The sequence below is a fragment of the Streptomyces sp. SID5469 genome (assembly GCF_009862865.1).
Classification (GTDB): Bacteria; Actinomycetota; Actinomycetes; order Streptomycetales; family Streptomycetaceae; genus Streptomyces; species Streptomyces avermitilis.
On the sequence record NZ_WWIN01000001.1, the window covers coordinates 783,823 to 801,268 of the forward strand.

General features: G+C 67.7%; 13 protein-coding genes and 4 pseudogenes. 8 read left to right on the forward strand and 9 right to left on the reverse strand.

Features of this window, described 5'->3' with window-relative positions:
• Window positions 1–62 precede the first annotated feature (62 nt).
• Both GTY58_RS03410 and GTY58_RS03415 read right to left on the reverse strand, forming a co-directional pair.
• Entirely contained in the window at window positions 63–1,094 is a 1,032-nt protein-coding gene (locus tag GTY58_RS03410; protein WP_242432290.1) for a LacI family DNA-binding transcriptional regulator, read from the reverse strand.
• 114 nt (window positions 1,095–1,208) lie between these two features.
• Window positions 1,209–1,478 (reverse strand): hypothetical protein, encoded by a 270-nt coding sequence (locus GTY58_RS03415; RefSeq protein WP_037651161.1) that lies wholly within the window; start codon window positions 1,476–1,478, stop codon window positions 1,209–1,211.
• A 31-nt stretch (window positions 1,479–1,509) separates the two neighbouring features.
• Here GTY58_RS03415 and GTY58_RS03420 point away from each other — a divergent pair.
• The 5 genes and pseudogenes from GTY58_RS03420 to GTY58_RS03440 all read left to right on the forward strand — a co-directional run.
• A pseudogene (locus GTY58_RS03420) lies at window positions 1,510–2,049 on the forward strand (FAD-dependent oxidoreductase); the annotation flags it as partial.
• A gap of 150 nt (window positions 2,050–2,199) precedes the next feature.
• Window positions 2,200–2,325: pseudogene (locus GTY58_RS41525) on the forward strand (MFS transporter); the annotation flags it as partial.
• A 303-nt stretch (window positions 2,326–2,628) separates the two neighbouring features.
• The gene (locus tag GTY58_RS03430; RefSeq protein WP_010982071.1) at window positions 2,629–3,093 is read left to right on the forward strand and encodes a hypothetical protein; all 465 of its coding nucleotides are present in this window, start codon (window positions 2,629–2,631) and stop codon (window positions 3,091–3,093) included.
• Window positions 3,094–3,955: 862 nt separating this feature from the next.
• Window positions 3,956–4,179: pseudogene (locus tag GTY58_RS40285) on the forward strand (cold shock domain-containing protein).
• A 246-nt stretch (window positions 4,180–4,425) separates the two neighbouring features.
• The gene (locus tag GTY58_RS03440) at window positions 4,426–5,490 is read left to right on the forward strand and encodes an IS110 family transposase (RefSeq protein ID WP_010982072.1); all 1,065 of its coding nucleotides are present in this window, start codon (window positions 4,426–4,428) and stop codon (window positions 5,488–5,490) included.
• Window positions 5,491–5,675: 185 nt separating this feature from the next.
• Here GTY58_RS03440 and GTY58_RS03445 read toward each other — a convergent pair whose 3' ends face one another.
• The 5 genes from GTY58_RS03445 to GTY58_RS40295 form a co-directional block, all read right to left on the reverse strand.
• Entirely contained in the window at window positions 5,676–6,515 is an 840-nt protein-coding gene (locus GTY58_RS03445) for an enoyl-CoA hydratase/isomerase family protein (protein ID WP_042492694.1), read from the reverse strand.
• Window positions 6,516–7,020: 505 nt separating this feature from the next.
• A complete protein-coding gene (locus tag GTY58_RS03450; RefSeq protein WP_010982074.1) occupies window positions 7,021–7,629 on the reverse strand; it encodes a DJ-1/PfpI family protein in 609 nt (202 codons plus the stop codon).
• Window positions 7,630–7,711: 82 nt separating this feature from the next.
• On the reverse strand, window positions 7,712–8,290 hold the full coding sequence (locus GTY58_RS40290) for a helix-turn-helix domain-containing protein (protein WP_306292919.1): 579 nt from the start codon (window positions 8,288–8,290) through the stop codon (window positions 7,712–7,714).
• Window positions 8,291–8,413: 123 nt separating this feature from the next.
• Window positions 8,414–8,701 carry a DUF1905 domain-containing protein gene (locus GTY58_RS03460; RefSeq protein WP_037651244.1) on the reverse strand — a complete coding sequence of 96 codons (288 nt, stop codon included), beginning with the start codon at window positions 8,699–8,701 and terminating at the stop codon, window positions 8,414–8,416.
• A gap of 171 nt (window positions 8,702–8,872) precedes the next feature.
• Window positions 8,873–9,046 carry a DUF6228 family protein gene (locus GTY58_RS40295; protein ID WP_237528715.1) on the reverse strand — a complete coding sequence of 58 codons (174 nt, stop codon included), beginning with the start codon at window positions 9,044–9,046 and terminating at the stop codon, window positions 8,873–8,875.
• 323 nt (window positions 9,047–9,369) lie between these two features.
• Between GTY58_RS40295 and GTY58_RS03470 the strand changes: the two genes are divergently transcribed.
• Complete coding sequence (locus GTY58_RS03470; protein WP_010982076.1) at window positions 9,370–10,323, forward strand: immunity 49 family protein; 954 nt, start codon at window positions 9,370–9,372, stop codon at window positions 10,321–10,323.
• A 603-nt stretch (window positions 10,324–10,926) separates the two neighbouring features.
• Here GTY58_RS03470 and GTY58_RS03475 read toward each other — a convergent pair.
• Window positions 10,927–11,391: a protein kinase gene (locus tag GTY58_RS03475; protein WP_052082409.1), complete on the reverse strand. Its 465-nt coding sequence runs from the start codon at window positions 11,389–11,391 to the stop codon at window positions 10,927–10,929.
• A 1,693-nt stretch (window positions 11,392–13,084) separates the two neighbouring features.
• Here GTY58_RS03475 and GTY58_RS39440 point away from each other — a divergent pair.
• Together GTY58_RS39440 and GTY58_RS03480 are read left to right on the forward strand one after the other, a co-directional pair.
• The gene (locus GTY58_RS39440) at window positions 13,085–13,603 is read left to right on the forward strand and encodes a hypothetical protein (RefSeq protein ID WP_042492696.1); all 519 of its coding nucleotides are present in this window, start codon (window positions 13,085–13,087) and stop codon (window positions 13,601–13,603) included.
• A gap of 398 nt (window positions 13,604–14,001) precedes the next feature.
• A pseudogene (locus GTY58_RS03480) lies at window positions 14,002–14,145 on the forward strand (adenosine deaminase); the annotation flags it as partial.
• An 83-nt stretch (window positions 14,146–14,228) separates the two neighbouring features.
• Here GTY58_RS03480 and GTY58_RS03485 read toward each other — a convergent pair.
• Window positions 14,229–17,393: an NACHT domain-containing protein gene (locus GTY58_RS03485; RefSeq protein ID WP_048894526.1), complete on the reverse strand. Its 3,165-nt coding sequence runs from the start codon at window positions 17,391–17,393 to the stop codon at window positions 14,229–14,231.
• Window positions 17,394–17,446 lie beyond the last annotated feature (53 nt).

Below are 17,446 nucleotides of genomic sequence, written 5' to 3' on the forward strand. Positions count from 1 at the left end.
CGTTCGCGCAGATCTGCGCCGTGCTCGCCTGACCCCGCGCCAAGTGGCGGACGCTCTACTGACTACTGGGTCCCGATCTCGCCCGTGCCGCGCGCGATCAACTGGACCGGCAGGACCGTGCGGCGGGAGGGAGCGTCGTCGCCGTCGATGCGGTCCAGCAGAAGGCGGGCGGCATGGCGGCCGAGCTCCTCGGTGTCGGAGGTGACCACGGTGACCGGGGTGGGGAGCATGTCGGCCAGTTTGAAGTCGTCGAAGCCGACGATCGCGACGGAGGTCTGGAGCTGCCGGCAGGCGCGCAGGACACCCTCGGTGAGGAAGCCCGTCGTGGAGAAAACCGCGGTGGGGGGATCCGCGGAGGTGAGCAGGGTGTGGGTGGCGGCCGAGGCCTCCTCGGTGGTGCCACGGCGCAGGGTGACAACCAAGTTGCTGTCGGGAGTGATGCCGCTGCGGCGCAGCGCCTTGCGGTAACCGCGCAGCCGTCGGCCGGTGCTGTAGTAGGAGGGGGCGCCGAGGATCGCGATCCGGCGGTGGCCCTGGTCGATGAGGTGCTGGGTGGCCTTGCGTCCGCCGTCCTCGTTGTCGACGAGGACGACATCGGCCTCGGCGCCGGTGGCCGGCCGGTCGACGAAGACGATAGGCACGTGGTCATGGCCGTTGATCTCGTTGAGGAAGGCGTGGTCGCCCTGGTCGGGGACGATGATGAGCCCGGCGACGCGCCGTCCGATGAGCTCGCCCACCGCGCGGCGTTCGACCTCCGGGTCCTCGTCGGCCGTACTGAGGAGGACCGCGTAGCCGGCCCGGTTGGCCACTTCGACGGCGGCCTTGGCCAGGGACGCGTAGAACGGGTTGGTCAGATCGCCGAGCAGCAGCCCGATGGTCATGGAGTTCTGCCCGGGACGCAGTGAGCGAGCGAGCTCGTTTCGCTGGTACCCGATGGCGTTGATCGCCGCCATCACACGCTCGGCCGTCTCCTCACGGACCGTTCCGACGCCGTTGACAACGCGGGAGACGGTGACGAGGGCGACTCCGGCCCGCTCCGCGACATCGCGCATCGTGGGCCTGGTGTTCTGGCGGTGCGGGGGACGACTGCTCACGTGAGTTGAAGACCAACCTTCCATCGCGTACCGGGGGCCGGGACCGCCCTCAGGATACGTTTCGGGCCCCGGCCCGCTGCCCGGCCCGGGTGGCCAACTGTTGCTCCTGATTCCCTAGTTGCTCTTGTCGGTCATGGTCTGGAGGTCGGAGAGCGGCTTTGTGCCGTCGAGGATATCCGGCCAGTAGGCGGTGATCAGGTCGTTCGACTGGCTGGCCCACTGGGTGGTGAAGCGCACGCCGATGCTGGACGACGTGTTCAGTCCCGTCTTGACGGTGGACGCGACGGTCGTCAGGCCGGCCCTGTCGAGGGCACCGAAGTAGGCGTCCTGCGCCGGGAGGTAGGCCGGGGCCGCAGCGGGGAGTCGGGCAGCACCTTGGTCCACACGGTGGAGTCGAGGTATTTGAGGACCTTGCTCCGCGGAGTCCGACAACGATGTCGTGCGGTCGGTGACCTTGAAGGACCTGCGCGACGGGACGCATCGCACCCTCGCCGCGCGTTACGTCCTGGACGCCACCGAGACGGGCGAACTCCTCCACCTCGCGGGCGTCGAGCACGCGAACGGGGCCGAGTCGCGCGCCACGGCGTGCCCGCTCGCCGACCTGGCACTCGGCCGCATCGTCTTCCCGACCGCACCGTTGCCGCCCGGTATGACGGACCCGAGGGCCGCGGTCGACGGCGACGCCGGCACCGCATGGTCCCCCGGTCCTGACGGTCGCATGGTCGTCGACCTGGACGCCGAACAGCACATCACCGAGATCCGGACCCAGTGGCGAGGAGGCCATGCCCCGGCATCCCAAGTCGAGTTCAGCCGGGACGGCCGTACGTACGGTGGCGCTGCGCAGCTGTCGGCGCGTGGCGTCCTGCGCACCGACAGCACCCCCCGCGACGTGGCACTACGGGTCATCACTTCGTCCGCGGGACCCACCTCACTCATCGCCCTCACTATTGCGTAGGAGTGGCCGCATCGGAGACTCCCGTCTCGGGATGAACCGACGCACGGGGTGCGACGCACGGGGTGCAACCTGGCGTGCCGCCGCCCGGCTGGAGGACAATTGCTGTTCCGACGTCGCCTGCCAGTGATCTTTCGCTGGTACGGTCCGGTCGTGCCGCGCCTGGTGGAAGTTCCAGGGGACGTACGCTTTTGGACCACCTCGGCTGTGTCTGCTTTCGGTTCTCAGGTCACGGGGCTGGCGTTGCAGATCCTCACCGCCGTGGCGCTGAGCGCATCCATCGGCCGGCTGCCCCTGGTCCTGGGGCCCGCACTGCCGACGAACTCGATCCCTCGGCAGCTGACCTGACACGCCACGGCGCAGAAGCCGCGGCCGCAGCCGGGGAGGGCAGGGACTGATCAGCTCGCAGTGGCATTGTTCCCGGGCCGTCGGTTCGGCACGAGGAGCCAGTCGCGTATGAACGCAGGTGAACGGCCCTACACTCGGCCCGACACAGGACCAACAGACTTGGAGAGCGTATTGGCAGCGCCTGACTTGGATCAACAGCCTCGCGACGTAGGCGGCACGTGATCAGCTTGTGGTGTGGAAGCCATCATCGCCAGCGCCGTAGCCGTTCTGGGCACCCTGCTCGGCTCAGGGATCACCCTTGCATTTCAGCGCAGCACAGCCGAGAGAAGCCACGAGTTCACCCGCCGCGAGAAGCTCCGACAGGAACGCCTCGATGCCTACTCGGCCTACGCCGGCGCCCTGGTCAACTACCGGCGCTGTCTGGTCCACCTGTGGTTCTGCATCCATGAGCAGCCGCCCCCCGGGGACGCAGACGAAGTTCGAATACGCGCCTACGACCTCCGATCAAACACCCAAGAGGCCCTGTTCCGCGTGCAGATGCTCACGGATGACGAGGCTCTGAGCCAGTCCGCAGAAGCTGTACTCACTGACGTGACGGGCCTCTACAAGACGGACAGTCGAAGCGAGCTCGACGAGCGCAGAGCGCAAACCCGAGATGACATCAGCCACTTGGTACGCGCGGCCAAGCAACATCTCTGACCCACCCGGCCGGCGTGGCGTTCACCCAGGTCAGCCCTCGGAGCCCGCCCTTGAGCCCCAAGCTTCCCAAGCTAGGGGCTGCTTGCCATGGCCAGAGAGACTATGAAACTGGCAGTCCTCTGGGCCGGAACGAGATACCCGAAAGTGAAGGCATGAGCAGGGTCAGGAGCGAACCACTCGACCGACCGTGTCAACCACTGCTCCCGCGGAAGCACGCACTCGCGCTGCGCGGGTGGCCAGGTCTTCTTCATCAGCGGCATAGTGCAGTGTGAAAGTGGCGTCAGCCAATTCTGCGAGCCGCTCGCGTATCTCAGCATTGTCCGTGAGCAGTTGCACCTCGGCCAAAGCTGCGATCACTCCCGAGCGAGCCTCCAGGGCGGCGGCCTCCGCTGCATCCTTCTCGGGAACATCAGCGTCGCGTCTCCCCCACCGGTTGTACTGGAGACGGCGGAATGAGGTCTCGCAGGCGAGTAAACGAGCAGTCGCTTGGCGCAGTTCGCGCCGTGTCTCAGCATTTAGCGCACCGGCATGGAGTCGTTCGGCTGCACGGGTTTGGAGGACATGCGAGACCACGACGCCAAGCAGAGTTCCAATGACCGCAACGACACCCGTCAAGGACTCCACCTCGCGGCCTCCCCCATAGTCAACTGGTATCTGCCTGCCCAGCACGACGCCTGTCCAAAGATCTGCCACCCGCCTGAACGGTCTCGTCGTTGTGCCATGGCCCTACCGCCGAAGCCGATCCCGACCGATCAGCGTAGAGCTGCGGACCGGATGGTGGGATCGGTGTTCGACTACAGGTCATCAGAACAGCTTGGGAACGATGCGGCTCGTGCCATGTCCGTGCCAGAAGGTTCGGCCCATGGTGACTGCCACTGTCCGTGAGTGGCCCGACGAGAAAGGGTGGGGCGTGCTCGACTCCCCCAAGACTCCCGGCGGCTGCATCGGCCACACTCCGACATACAGATGACTGAGTTCCGCACCCTGGCGCCCTGACAGCGAGTGAACCTCGTGTGGGAAGCCTCCGGCTTCAAACAGGACGGGCACGGCTGCCCCGCGGTGAGCATCGTGCCTAGACCTGCCTGACATCCACACCTGACTGTGAGGATGTAAATGGCGCCGTCCGAGGGGCCTGACCCTCCATCTGACCGACGCTTGCTGTCCTGTTGATGATTTGTCGGCCGCTTCGGGCGGTGCCGCCCTGCACGCGGCCGGTCGGGCGTTTGTGACCTCATAGGAGCCCGGCCAAAGGTCCCATCACAGTCTTGTCCTCCCGCCCGACCGGCGCGTGCCATCCCCTCATGCGCCGCACGGAAGGACAGCATCCTCAGCATGGCAGACGAGACAGCGGTGATCGGCGGCGTCGACACCCACACCGACTTCAACCAGGCCGCCGTGATCGATCCCATCGGCAGGCACCTTGCCACCCAGGCCTTTCCCACCACCCCCGACGGCTATCACCGGCTGCTGGGCTGGCTCTGCTCCCACGGAGAGGTGATCGCCGTCGGCGTCGAGGGAACCGGGGCCTACGGCAGCGAACTCGCCCGGTACCTGCAGGACAGCCAGATCACCGTCATCGAGGTGGACCGCCCCGACCGCCGGGCCCGCAGGGCAGGCGGCAAGTCCGACCCCATTGACGCCTACGCCGCCGCAACCGCCGTCCTCACCGGCCGAGCCGGCGGGATCCCCAAAGCCCGCGACGGCATCGTGGAGGCCATACGCACCCTGCGCGTGGTCCGTCGCTCAGCCGTCAAGGCCCGCACCCAGATCATCAACCAGATCCGCAGCCTCATCATCACCGCGCCCGGCGAGGTCCGCGAACAGTTGCGCACCCTGCCCCCTGCCCAGCTGATCAAGCATCTGGCCCGCTCCCGCCCCGGCACGCAGACCAGCGAACCCGCCTGCGCGGCCAAGATCGCCCTGCGGCGCCTCGCCCGCCGTCACCAATACCTGACCGCGGAGATCAACGATGCCGATGCCGAGCTGCAGACACTGATGACCGAAGCAGCACCTGAGCTGGTCGCATTACCCGGCGTGGGGATCGAGACCGCCGCCCAGCTTCTGATCACCGCAAGCGACAACCCCGAACGGCTCGCCTCGGAAGCGTCCTTCGCCCACCTGTGCGCAGCGGCACCAGTCCCGGCCAGTTCGGGCCGCACCAACAGGCACCGCCTCAATCGCGGTGGCGACCGCCGGGCCAACCACGCACTCCACATGATCGCGCTGGTCCGCATGCGCTACGACCAACGCACCCAGGCATACGTCGCCCGCCGCACCGCCGAAGGCATGTCCAAGAAGGACATCCTGCGCTGCCTCAAACGCTTCATCGCCCGTGAGGTCTACAAGTACCTCACCTACCAACACACCCCATCGAAGCCGCTCATCCCAACCGCTTGACGCCTATAGGAGCTTCATCAACGACAGCGCACGACCACGGTCCCCAGCGATTCACTGTGCCACCGCACCCCCTGCCCCGCGCCACACGGCCCCTGCCGGGTCGGCTCGGGCTCTTGATCACGCTCGATCCCAGACCGGGCGGCCACCGGCCAAACCCACTCCACCGACCTCACGGCACTCCTTCATCAGTCGACGGCCTTCAAGTGGCCCAGGGCATCTCCGAGGTCGAGTTCGGTGGCACCACGGGTCTGGAAGCCCTGCTTGAACAGCTCAGCCGTGCGCTGCTGTACTTTCTCGCCTCGGACGAGTTGTTGGAACAGCGCGGCGTCCGCGCGTACTTCGGCAGGAGCCGGCAGGCTGATGGCGTTGATCGCCGACTTGGCTGCGATCAGCGCATCGCGGGGGAAACCGCTCATGCGCGCGGCGATGCCTGCTACGAACTCGTCCAGTTCGGCGTCAGGGACCGCACGATTGACCCATCCATAGCGTTCGGCGAGGTCGGCGTCGAAGTCCGACGACGTCAGCACGGCTTCGAGTGCACGGCCCCGGCCCAGCAGACGGGTGAGGTGCTGGATCGCGCCCGCGCCGGGGGGTGCTCCGATTCCCACTTCCGGCTGGCCCAGGATGGCGTTCTCCCGGGAAGCGAAGCGCATGTCGCAGGCAAGGAGAAACTCACTGCCCGCTCCCCGGGCACGGCCGCGCAGCTTTGCGATGGTGACAGCCGGGAGCTGGCTCAGCTTGCGGAACAGCATTCCCAGGGAGGCATCGCCGGGGCCTCCCGCCTTCGCGGCCTCAGCGGTGTACTCGGGGACTTTCGTCATGTCGACGTGCGGGAAGAAGAAGTCGGCGTCCGCACTGTCGAAGATCACCACGCGTGGGGCGGTCGGGTGGGCCAGTTCCTCGAGCAGTGCGACCAGGTCCCGCACGACCTCGGGACCGATGAGGTTCATCGGCGGCGCGTTGAACGTGGCAGACAGGACGGTGCCATCCAGCCTGGCCTTGATGGTTTCGTACGAGGCGGTCATCTTCGGTCCTCCTGTCATCGCTCAGCCCCGTCCTCCTCGTGGACGCGGCGCAGGGTGATGTCGTGGGATTCGGCGACCGCGACGACCTGGAACGGAGACCGTGACCAGGCCGAAGCTCATCGCCTCGCGCCAGATCGCTCGGGACTTGAAGCGAGCCTTTCGCCCGGGTTTGCCATGCTATGGCGACCCTCGTCAGTGGGCTCCCCGGATGGTTCCGGACCGAGCTGGAATCGAACATCTGCCCGATGCGTGTCCGACAGGTCGCTATGGGTTCGCCGCGGCACCGTTGCACCGTCGTCACAGGTCAGACCGGAATCCGAGTGCAGAAGCGCAGTGATCCCAAGCTCGGAGCGCGCGTTCGATTGCCGTCACTCGCTCCAAGGACGAAGGCCCAGGCCCGATTCGCGGCCAGCTTGCGGGCCCCGATCTCCTGATGACCGTAACTGTGCGGTGGTTTCAGTCTTGGACGACGAAGCGGCAGGCCAGAGGGCTGATTCGCGGGGCCCTAGCGCAGTACAACCTCGCCCGCGTGGACGGCGCGCATGGCGCGCTCGACAGTCTCCTGGTTTTCGCCCACCGGAGCCACGTAGCCGATGACGTCGCGCGCGGCATCCTCCCCGAGCATTCGGGTGATCACCCACGTGGCGAGATACTGGGACGCCAGGCAACCGCCCGCCGTAGCGATGTTCCCCTCGGCGTGGAACGGCGCGTCCAGCACGGTGACGTCGCGGGCCTCCACAAAGGGTCGGCTCTTCATGTCCGTGCAAGCCGGCATGCCATCCAGCAACCCGAGCCGGGCGAGCACCAGCGCGCCGGAGCACTGCGCACCGATCAGCTGTCGCGAAGGGTCGAGCGGCAGCCTGGAGATCAGCCGGTCGTCGGCGACCACCTCTCGCGCCTTCACCCCGCTGCCGATCAGTACGACGTCGGCTTCGGTCACGAACTCCATCGGGCGCTGCCCGGTCACGTCGACGCCGTTCATGGACGTGACCACCGGCGTCGGTGTCGTGATGAAGGCCTCCAAGCCGTCCTTTCGACACCGGTTGATCAGCGCGGAGGCGATGAAGCTGTCGAGCTCGTTGAATCCATCAAAGGTGACCACGGCTACCTGCATGGCATCTCCTCAAAGCACGGCAATGGCGTGCAGTCTCTCAGAGCGCTGTGCCCAGGTCGCAGGCCAATTGTCAGTCGGTGGCTCATCTGTCGGTGCCGCAGTCGCCGAGTCGCCCCTGGACCGGTTGATGGCCGAGATGGAGGCATCGAGGCTGGACCTGGACCGTGTCGCCGGTTCGGTAAGGCCGAAGGGCGAAGCCGGGCTCGTTTGAAAGGTGAGTGCGGTACAGCAGCGAAGTACAGCGACCCAGCTGATCCTGGGGACCACCACGAGCCGCTGGCGCCCCTTTGACCAGGCTGGGAGACCTAGGAGACCGCGCTGCCCGCGGCTCGCATCGAGGGGGCCAGGTCGGGCCAGAACCTTCTCGTCCCCCAGGGCGTCTGGAGAGCTCGCACCGCTGGACCTCGGTCAGCAGCGGGCGGGCCCCGGCCGCGCCCGTCGAGGCCAGCGCCGCCGTCCCGCCGGCCGCAAGGGCGCGGCGCCACCGGTCGGCCGCCATCTTCGCCACCCGGAAACGCCGTGCCACCTGCTCGTCGCTCTCACCAGCGGCGATGAACTCCGCCGCGGCCATGCGCACCTGCTCGCGCCGGTCCCTGACCGCGGCATCGAGCCCACCACCCTGTGCGTACCTCACACATACGACGCACCGCACACCGCACACCGCAGCACGTCACAGCAGAGCGCGACCCTGGCGCAACACCCAAGGGGAACTCTCCAGCAGTTCCAGGAGGGGGTCACTGCCAAGTCCCGCCAACCCGCGTGGCCACCCAAGCAATGCCCAGGGTCAGAGGCGAACGGTCATTTCTACGGTGACCTCGTCCCCTGTCGAAAGACCCTGTGGTTTGCGCACGGCCTGTTTGATCGGGAGCAGGTACTCGCCGTCCTTCGGGAAGAGTGACGTCGCAAAGGCGATCTCACCGATCCGGGCCTCAACAGGAACAACGCCCCACCCGTACGTGGCCATCGACGCTACCTCCCGTATGTCGGCAGACTGCTCCTCCGGTACAGGGACGAAGTAGAACGGGGAAGGCCCGCGCCATTCGATCACATGGCTGGAGAAGACGACGTCCATAGGGCCGGTCCGTTCCACGAGGAGTGCTGAATCCCACTGAGCGTACAAGCGGTGCCACCTCGTGGACGCAGATCCAGTCCCGCCGCGAAAGAGGCCGGACCGCAGGGGCCAGCTCAAGAACACATGACCACCAGGGCCGAAGGTCGCCGTCACGACCAGATGGTTGTTGACTCAGACCCGCTCACCCTCCCAACCGCGGAAGTCGCGCGCGAGGCCATCGAAGAACCCGCCCATGTCATCCCAGACGGTGGCGGTCACCGTGTCGAACCGTGCACGCACACCGTCAGCAACGGCCTCCACAGCGAAGGCGACCTCGTACTCATCCGCACGCGACCAGTCGAACAACCTGACAGTGGACGCCAAGGCCCACGCCCTTGAACGACGAGCTCGATCTGTCCTCCACTCACCTCGATCAGAGTCACCCGTCGAAGGATGCGGACGCCAACCAGCCGACGTCATCACCGTTCCGAGGCGCCCGAACGTTGCTACTTCTCCTCAACGCACTTGCCTCACACGTATCCGAGGGGTCGTCAGGCAGTGCAGCGACCGCCCATTCAGCTCCCTGTAGCTGCCTGCATTTGCCTCACATGTATCTGGAGGGCCGTAATGTCCGAGCCCGCTGATAGTGTGCCGCGTTCGGCCGAAAAGATCACGAGAGGACGGCAGCCGTGCAGGAAGTGACGCGCCATGAGGTCAGCGGACAGCACATAGCCCACGCGCTCGACGACATCAGCCGGCGGACCCGGCGGCGGTGGCATGGGATGCGCTATGACGACCCGTCCCTGGAGAAGTTGCAGGAGATGCGTGATGAGCTCCTCGACCACATCGCCGCCCGTACCGTGGAGGACCCCGCGCTCGACGAGTCATCTCGAGCGGCACTGCGGACCGCGGCGGAGTGCTCCCTGGGGGTTCTGAGCGTTGGCTGCTTCCCCGACGGCGACCAGGAGATCGTCTTCCCGCTCATCGGCGAGAGGCTCGGCAGCGAGGACATCGCCTTCGGTGACGTCGTAGAGCAGGCCCCCACGGCCGGAACGTGGGTTGACACGTTTGCAATATGTCTGGTCAGTGGCCTGGTGTGGGACTGGCAGCGGGTGATCGGTCTGCTGCTGCGGGAGGACTACGCGCCCGCGATCCGCGACGGGGTGCCGTACTCGAAGCTGAACTCGGCGTCGGATCCGGCGGACCTGGCTGCGATGGACGCACTGTGCGGCTACCTGACCCAGGCGCAGGGGCACCTGCCCCGCGACTGGCCCACCGTGCCCCTGTGCAAGCCGGACACCGACGAGCGCGCAGAGGCGGCCCGGAAACTGGACGCAGCCGGCCCCCTGACATCGGACCAGCGCCTCCTTCGTGTACTCCTCGAAGATGACCAGCACGCCTTTGAGCAGACTCTCGTGGCCCATCTCAGCGAGCACCGGGAGAGCGTGGGATCCGATCCCGCCCCCAGGACTCTGCTGCCGGTCGGCGCCCTTGCTCTGACCGCTCTGGCGGTCCAAGTGCACGGCTGGGAGCTGGACGTTCGGTCCGGCTATCTGCCGCACGGCATGCTTGGTTCCCCGGACACCCTGCGCCGAGCGGCGGACGCCGGCGGGAACGACCTGGGCCACTGGACCGCCAAGTAGCCCGTTCGACCGCTACGTCGGCAGGCCAGCGAACAGACGTGCGGGTTCCGTTTCCGCCTCACCCCCAGGTGAGGACCCCCTTGCCCGGCCCTGCCGTCCGCTACGGATGGCAGGGCCCGCCGCACCTCCCGGCTCCCCACGGGAGGCATGCGGCTGCCCGGACCCGGCTGCGGAGAGCGTCCGCCAGCCGCCGCCGGGACCCGTGACCGGCGCGATGGCCGCGACCTCCCGCCCGCACGGCTCACCGTCCCTGCACCGTGAGACTACGGCCGGTGGTGGGCCTCCCAGGCGCAGCACTGCGCTCCGAACTACTCCTGGCCTTCAGCCAGAAGGTCTTGGGGCCGCCGCAGGTGCAGCCCAGAATGTGCACGCCCTCCTGTTTGTAGCTGTCCACGTCATGGGGTGCGGTCTCCGAAAAATCCGTGCAGCAGCACCAGCGGCAGTCCACTGCCCACGGTCTCGAAGGCGACCTGTACTCCGTCGCCGCCGGTGACCTGCATGCCCACTCATCCCCGGACGCAACAGGAGTTGCCCGGTGGAAGTACATGCGCCGGCCCGTCTCCGTCAGCCGCCCCAAGGAGGTTCGGAAGAGGCACTCGGTGATCAGCGCCGCCAGGACGGGCGGAGCTGTGGTGAGGGGCGGACGGGCCCGTGCAGGTGCTGGTCGTGGTAGTCGTGCTCGTACGGTCCTGTGAAGGGCGGGGTTTCCTCCAGGAGCTCGTACGCCACAACTCCCGGGGCGTAGATGTCGCTGGCGCTGGCGGCCCGCTGGTTATTCCAGCGTTCGGGGGCCATGTACGCGAGGGTGCCCGCGAGTTTGAGGGTGTGCTTCGCGATGGTGGCTTCGGCGTAGCGGGCGATCCCGAAGTCGGCGAGGCACCGGCGGCCACCGAGCAGCAGGATGTTCTCCGGCTTGAGGTCGCGGTGGACGATCTCGCGGTCCTTGAGGTCGGCGAGTGCTTCGGCGACGTCGGACAGGACGGCGACCGCCTCGTTGAGGGGCAGCCGGCCGTGCTCCTGGAGGTGGTAGCGCAGGGACTTCTCGGCACGGACATCACCAGCGCCCACTGGTCGTGCTCGCCGCTGTCGATGACCGACCGGCACGACGTTGCGGACGCCGTCCAGGTTGGTGAACAGCAACTCGCGCCTGGCGCCCGGCGCCAGTGGGCCCTAGCTTCACCTCCGCCTTCTCGCCGACGGTGTTCTCCGCTTCGAACACGGCGCCGCAGCCGCCGCCCCCGATGCCGGCGCCGACGGCCCAGTCCTCATTCAGTGCCAGTCTCATGGGGCGCGCTGTCTCCATCGTCAACTGCTGTCCCGTGCGGGCGGTTTCGCACCGCTTGCATCCTCCGTGGGACCCTGACAGTGAGGTATTCGTGGTGTCCCGCGCACCCCGAGCCGGGCCCCCGGTGTCTGCTTCTGGACAGCACAGGACCTGCCGGTGCCGAGCACCGGATCAGCGCTCTGCGCGGGCGGGTGCCCGGGCTGCTGGCGCCGCCCGCCTTCTGTACGACGTCCCCGTCCTCGCGTCACCGCTGGCTGACCTGCTCCACCATGGCCCCTCCGTACCCATATGGCGCCCCGTCCACGACCCGACCAGCGAGTCCGCTGAATCGGGCCCGAGCGTCGGCAGACATGACGCGCGGCCGCCGCAGACGACGGCATGAGGCTGCGCTTCGCTTCGCGCGCAGATCCTCCGCAGCGAAGTAGTCGGCCGGCCACGAACCCAGCGCGCGCTTACCCCTTGTCGCCCTGGACGACCGCACCTCCGAACACCAACGGCCGGCCTGGCCGAGGCGCCATGAGGGGGCACCCCGCTACGGACCACGAAGGACACCACGAGAGGCGCCCCGAAAGGCAACCCCTCGGGGGCGCGGCCTCTGCGTACGTCGGCACTGCGCAGACCGGCCGTGGTCGGGGGTGGGCGCGGCACTGCGGGAGGCATGGTCGGCCTCCGCGACGGCGGGCCAGCTCGCTGTCGTCGGGCAGCGGTGATGAGCGGGTCGGTGCGCAGGCTGTGCGCGAGGACCAGGCTTCGCGCACACCGAGCCCGGACAGTGCCCGGACAAGACGCTGACCAGGCCGGACAAACAACGACCGTCCGGGACAGTCACAAACTGTTGCTCCAGCTCGGCCAAGGTCGGCAACCTCGATACCGCAAGGCATCCGGCAGAAACCAAGGTGAAGGTGTCCGGCCTCAGGCGACGCACGTCGGTGAGCCGTGAAGCGGTGGCAATGGCAGACGTGGGCTCGGGCCTGGATGGCGTCGCCAGGCGAACCAACGGGGCCGGTGGGTCGCATCACGCATGGGCCGGACGGCCAGCGTCGTGGACAGTCGCTGGAGCAGTGTGGATGCCGTTCCACGCTCGTATGCAAGAGCGGCAAGGCAAGACAGGCGCGGAGTGCTGGGCCCTTCGGGCACGGTCTTCGCTGAATGAAGGGGCACTGATGCGCACACGCAAGATCATCGCAGGACTCGTTCTCGGCACCACTGTCGGACTGGGGCTCATGGCGCCACCTGCCCAGGCAGCTTCCACGGCGTCACCCGCCGCTTCCTCCGACACTCGGGGCGTCGTGGACATCCAAGGTGCGCAGGCGAGCTGGCACTTCTACAGCAGTCACAAGACCTGGGTGGAATGCGGACTCCGAGCGTCCTACTGGCACGATCTGCACCCCACTTGGGAGGCGAAGTGCCCTGAATTCAAAGGTACTGACGGGGTGAAGAAGTTCCACCTGTACTTGTACTACTAGCAACTTGGTCATGGCGAAGCCCTCCGGTGTGGTGGAGGTGCTGAGCCTTCACCGCACCGAGATCTTCGTGGACCACTGCAATGCCCGGCTGATCGTTCACGGCGGGCGGCTGCTGTTCGAAGCGTGCCCCCGGCGCCGGGGGCACGACTCTCAAGGGGAGGGAACCCACATGCGTATCCGACGCGCACTCGCCACCACTGCGGCGACTGCCGCGCTCGCCGGCGGCCTCGCCGCCGCACCCGCCAGCGCCGACAACAGCGGTGAGATCAATGCCGCGGCAGTCTGCGACCTGGTGCCCAACTATAACCAGTGGGACTCGGTCGTCGTTCGCCACGCGACCGCCCCCTTCCGCGACGGACCCTACGCCGAGTGCGATGGGACCACCAGGAGCGCCTCGTCCTACCTCGACGCATACTGCCGATACAAGAACAGCCACGGCAACGTCTGGTACTTCACCTACTACGGCTGGGTGTACGGCACGCACGTCACCCGCCCCAACGGTGAACCCGTCTGGTGCGACATGTCCTGAGCTGCGGCCGGCGCTGCTCGACCGACTCGGCCAGTCAGGACCGAACACGCCCTGCCACGGGGAGCTCCGTGGCAGGGCGTTCTGCTGCGCGTCAGTGCCTGAACGGAAAATCTCCCCGCGCCGGGGCGGGCTGCGCCCATCATTGGCCAGGGGTTGGGCGAGTTGCTGGTCAGGAGCGGTAGGTTGATTGCGCCTCAGCCCGACCTGACGGCACGAGCGGTGCTTCGCAGGGCGTCCGGGCGGGTGATTTCCCCTCCCGTACGCGCTCCGCCGGAGCGGCCGGGGGCGGGCCGCCTGCGGCGCGGGGCCAGCCGGCCGCCCGGATACGGCGATGACCCGTGGTGGGTGCGCCAGCAGCACCAGCCCCGCGACCATGGCCGACCAGCTGCGGGTGCTCGTTCGAGCACATGGTGGACGCGTTCGGCTATGGGCCCGAGGTCTTCGAGGAGTTCCGGGTCGCCGCGGTCGAGTCCGCGTTCCTGCCGCTGCCGAAGCGCCGTCGCCTGATTGACCAGGTGATCCGCCTGGGGTACGGGGCGCTTCGGGCCGACGGGCGCGGACGGGCCGCGCGGCGGACCACGCGCGGTCGCGTCGGGGCCGGCAGCCGGCGGCTGAACCCCGCGGTTCAGCCGCCGGTCTGCGTATAGATGTCGTTCACCGTCTTGCGCATCAGGTCGGCGTGCTGCTTGGCAACGGCCGTACGCAGCCCGAGGAGGTAGTCCTTGCCGCCGATGCGGAAAGCCCGGACCATCTCGACGCAGTGGAGGTCGTTCTGGTCGGGCCATTCCTTGGACGGCTTCCGGCTGCACGAGAAGTCGGCGATTTTCGTCGACGCATCGGCCCACTTCCAGGGCGCCCCGGCCGCATGCTTGTTCTTCGGGTCCCGCACATAGCCGTCGATCGTCCTGCGGCTGCAGGGCCCACCCGTGCACTCCCGCAGGTCAAAGACGATGATGCCGTACACGGGACGGGGATGTCCGAGGATGCCGATCCCGCATATCCATTGCATGGCGCAGCTCATCCGTGGTCCCCGGAACACAAAGGGGAGAGATTGGATGCCGTTGAGCTGGGACCGGTCACCCGGTCGCCAGACGGGACCGTCGATGGATCGTGCGACACCCCTGCGGTAGCGGGTGTACGGCGCGTCGCCGGGCAGCGGGGGACGGGGGACGGCCACGAGGGCGGTGCCGGGGGATTCTCCCAGACCGGCGTTGGCCAGAACCTGCCTGACCAAGATGGCCGCCACGGCCTTGACGCGCTGGCCGTCCCTCGCCACCTCGGTGTACGTGAGATCGACAAACACATTCCCGGTTCGGGCGCCCACCCTCGCCGACCACCCGGCGCTCCCCGGCTCGTTCTCTCGCGGGCTGATCACGGCCCGGTCGCCCACTCCGGCCAGTTCAAGGGTGCTGACGACGTTCAGCTGCCGGTCGGCCACCATCACGGCGCTCACCCCATTGCCGGGACGCGCGACGGTGACGGACAGTGTCACTTCACCGTCGCGGTTGAACGGCGCCTGTTCGGTCCAGTGGCAACGGCCGGAGCCGTCCGCCCGCGCCCAAGGATCGGTGATCGCCGGTTCCAGCTGTTCTCCCCTCAGGAGTGAGCACGCCGGAGCCACGGAGGAGTACGGCCCGGAAGGGCCAATTGCGTTCTCAGCCGCTGCGAGCAGCCACGCGACCAGTCCTACCCAAATAACCATATGCACGACAAAAGCAAGCCGTCTTATACGAAGCGAGTGCTTCTTCCGCTGTGAAAAGTCCTTCCCGGCAAGTCTGTTGAGTAGTTCCAGATGCCGGAAGCGGTACCGTCCGCCGCTCTGCCGCAGTACGCCACGCCCGTGTGCATCCTGGAGAAAGGCCCCGAGTCGCCAAGGCAGCCGGCCCGTCGCCGCAAGCCAGATCCGGGCCACGTTGAACCGTCCCCAGGCCGACCCTCCGACTTCGTACAGCAGCCAGGCGAAGGTATTCAGCAGGAGCGTCACGCGCCCAACATTCTGCTCAGGCTCCAGGATGTCGATGTTGGACTGCCAGAGCCACGTGATCGGCAGGATGAGGAACAGAGCCAAGGAGAAGAGGTCCAAGGGGCCGCCCCTTTCCTTGAAGGGAAGTACCCAGAAGGCGCCCTTGACCCATGCCGCGGTCCTGTCCCGTCGCAGCAGTTCCCAGGGGCTGCTCACGGACTCCGTGTCCGACGGTTCACTGCGCAGGAACGGCAGGGCCCGGGAGCCGCGCACATGCTTGGGGCCCGGGAAGGCCGACGGGTCGGTGGCGAACCACACCGTGGTCAGCAGGGCGAGAAACAGCAGCGCCTCGGTGAGCCAGATCGGACCTCCCGGCCAAAAGGTCGCATGAGCCTCCCCTAGGCCGGACCAGTAGGTGACGCCCGTGATGGCCGCGATCAACGGCACGAAAGCCAACCAGCCGACCCACCGGGGTGTCGTCGTGTCCAGCCGCCACCACTCCAGCTCCTGCGTCCCCCCGGCCCTCACATGGCGGGCGAGGAAACGCAGCCAGATCCCTGCCTGCTCCGCCTCCCAGGTGCGGTCGGCCAGCGCGCCGCCGTAAACGGAGGGGATGAACCGGTCGAAGAGATGGGCCTCGATGGCCGAACTGTCCGGGAACTGCCGCGGGTCGAGCAGCTCCATCGGATCGGCCCGTGTGTCGCTGTACGCCGCACGGGCCAGGCCGACCATGAGCGGGGTCGACAGTGCTCGGCGCACGTGCCTCGCCTGCCCGTCCTCCTCGCCCAGCCGCGCGAGCACCGGGTCCCACGTTGTCAAGGTCCCCTCCCCCGACTTGACCTTGCGGCTGGTGCGGGGCAGATACTCGGCGAGCTGATCCACGGTGAGCCGTTCCAGCTCGACCACGGCCGTTGCCGTGAGGACATCGCTCTGTGCCACGGCCTGCTCAAAGGCCGTGCTCCGGCTGGTGAGCACGAAGCATGCGTCGCGGCCGAGACTCGCATTGAACTCGGCCAGTGCCGTGGCCTGTGTGACCGTCGGGATCTCGTCGAAGCCGTCGAGCACGGGCAGGATCCGCCCGGTCTCCAGGAGCGCCTGTGCGATCGCCCGTCGCTGGGCGCCGCGGGCGGCAAGGCTCGGATGGCGGTCGGAGACGAGCGCCGCGGCCCACTGCCACAACCCCTGCTGCCGCGGGTCCCAGGAGGCGAGCGGGAAGATCACGGGCACGGGACTACCCTTGAGCGCCTGCCGAGCGAAGCGCAGTGCCAGCGCGGACTTGCCCCCGCCCGGCGGGCCGAGAACGACGAGCCGACGCGAGGGAATACGCTTGTACACCTCGTTGATCTCGGCGAACTCCCCCTCGATGTCGGGTATCTGGCCACTGTCCCGGCTGATGTTCTCCCAGTGGTCGACGAGTTCGGGATCGCCCTCGCTCCAGCGGACCCGCAGCGGGATGGGATCGTGCACCCGGGAAAGCCGTTCCTCCCGGTCGTACATCGTGCGCAGCCTCCCGGCCAGCTGCGTTGCGGCGATGTCTAGTTGACGCTCGGAGAACACGCCACGCCGGCCCCGGCGTGCCCGCACGTGGGCGACGCCGAGATACGCGGCCACGACCAGCAGACAGGCAGCGACCGTCCAAGCGGGGCCGGGGCGGCGTCGGCCGAGGTCCGACACGATCAGCGCGACAGCGGCGAGGGCCAGGAACAGCACCGCCACGGGCCGCAGCAGCCCATGGATCTGGGGGCTCTCCGGGCGATGGACATGGAAGTGCACGCCGCCGTGGATCGCGCCGGCCTGGATGAGGTTCTCGACGTAACCGCCGTCCATGCGGTTGACGACCGTATGAGGGACACGCCCGAAACGGCGCGCAAACCACTGCC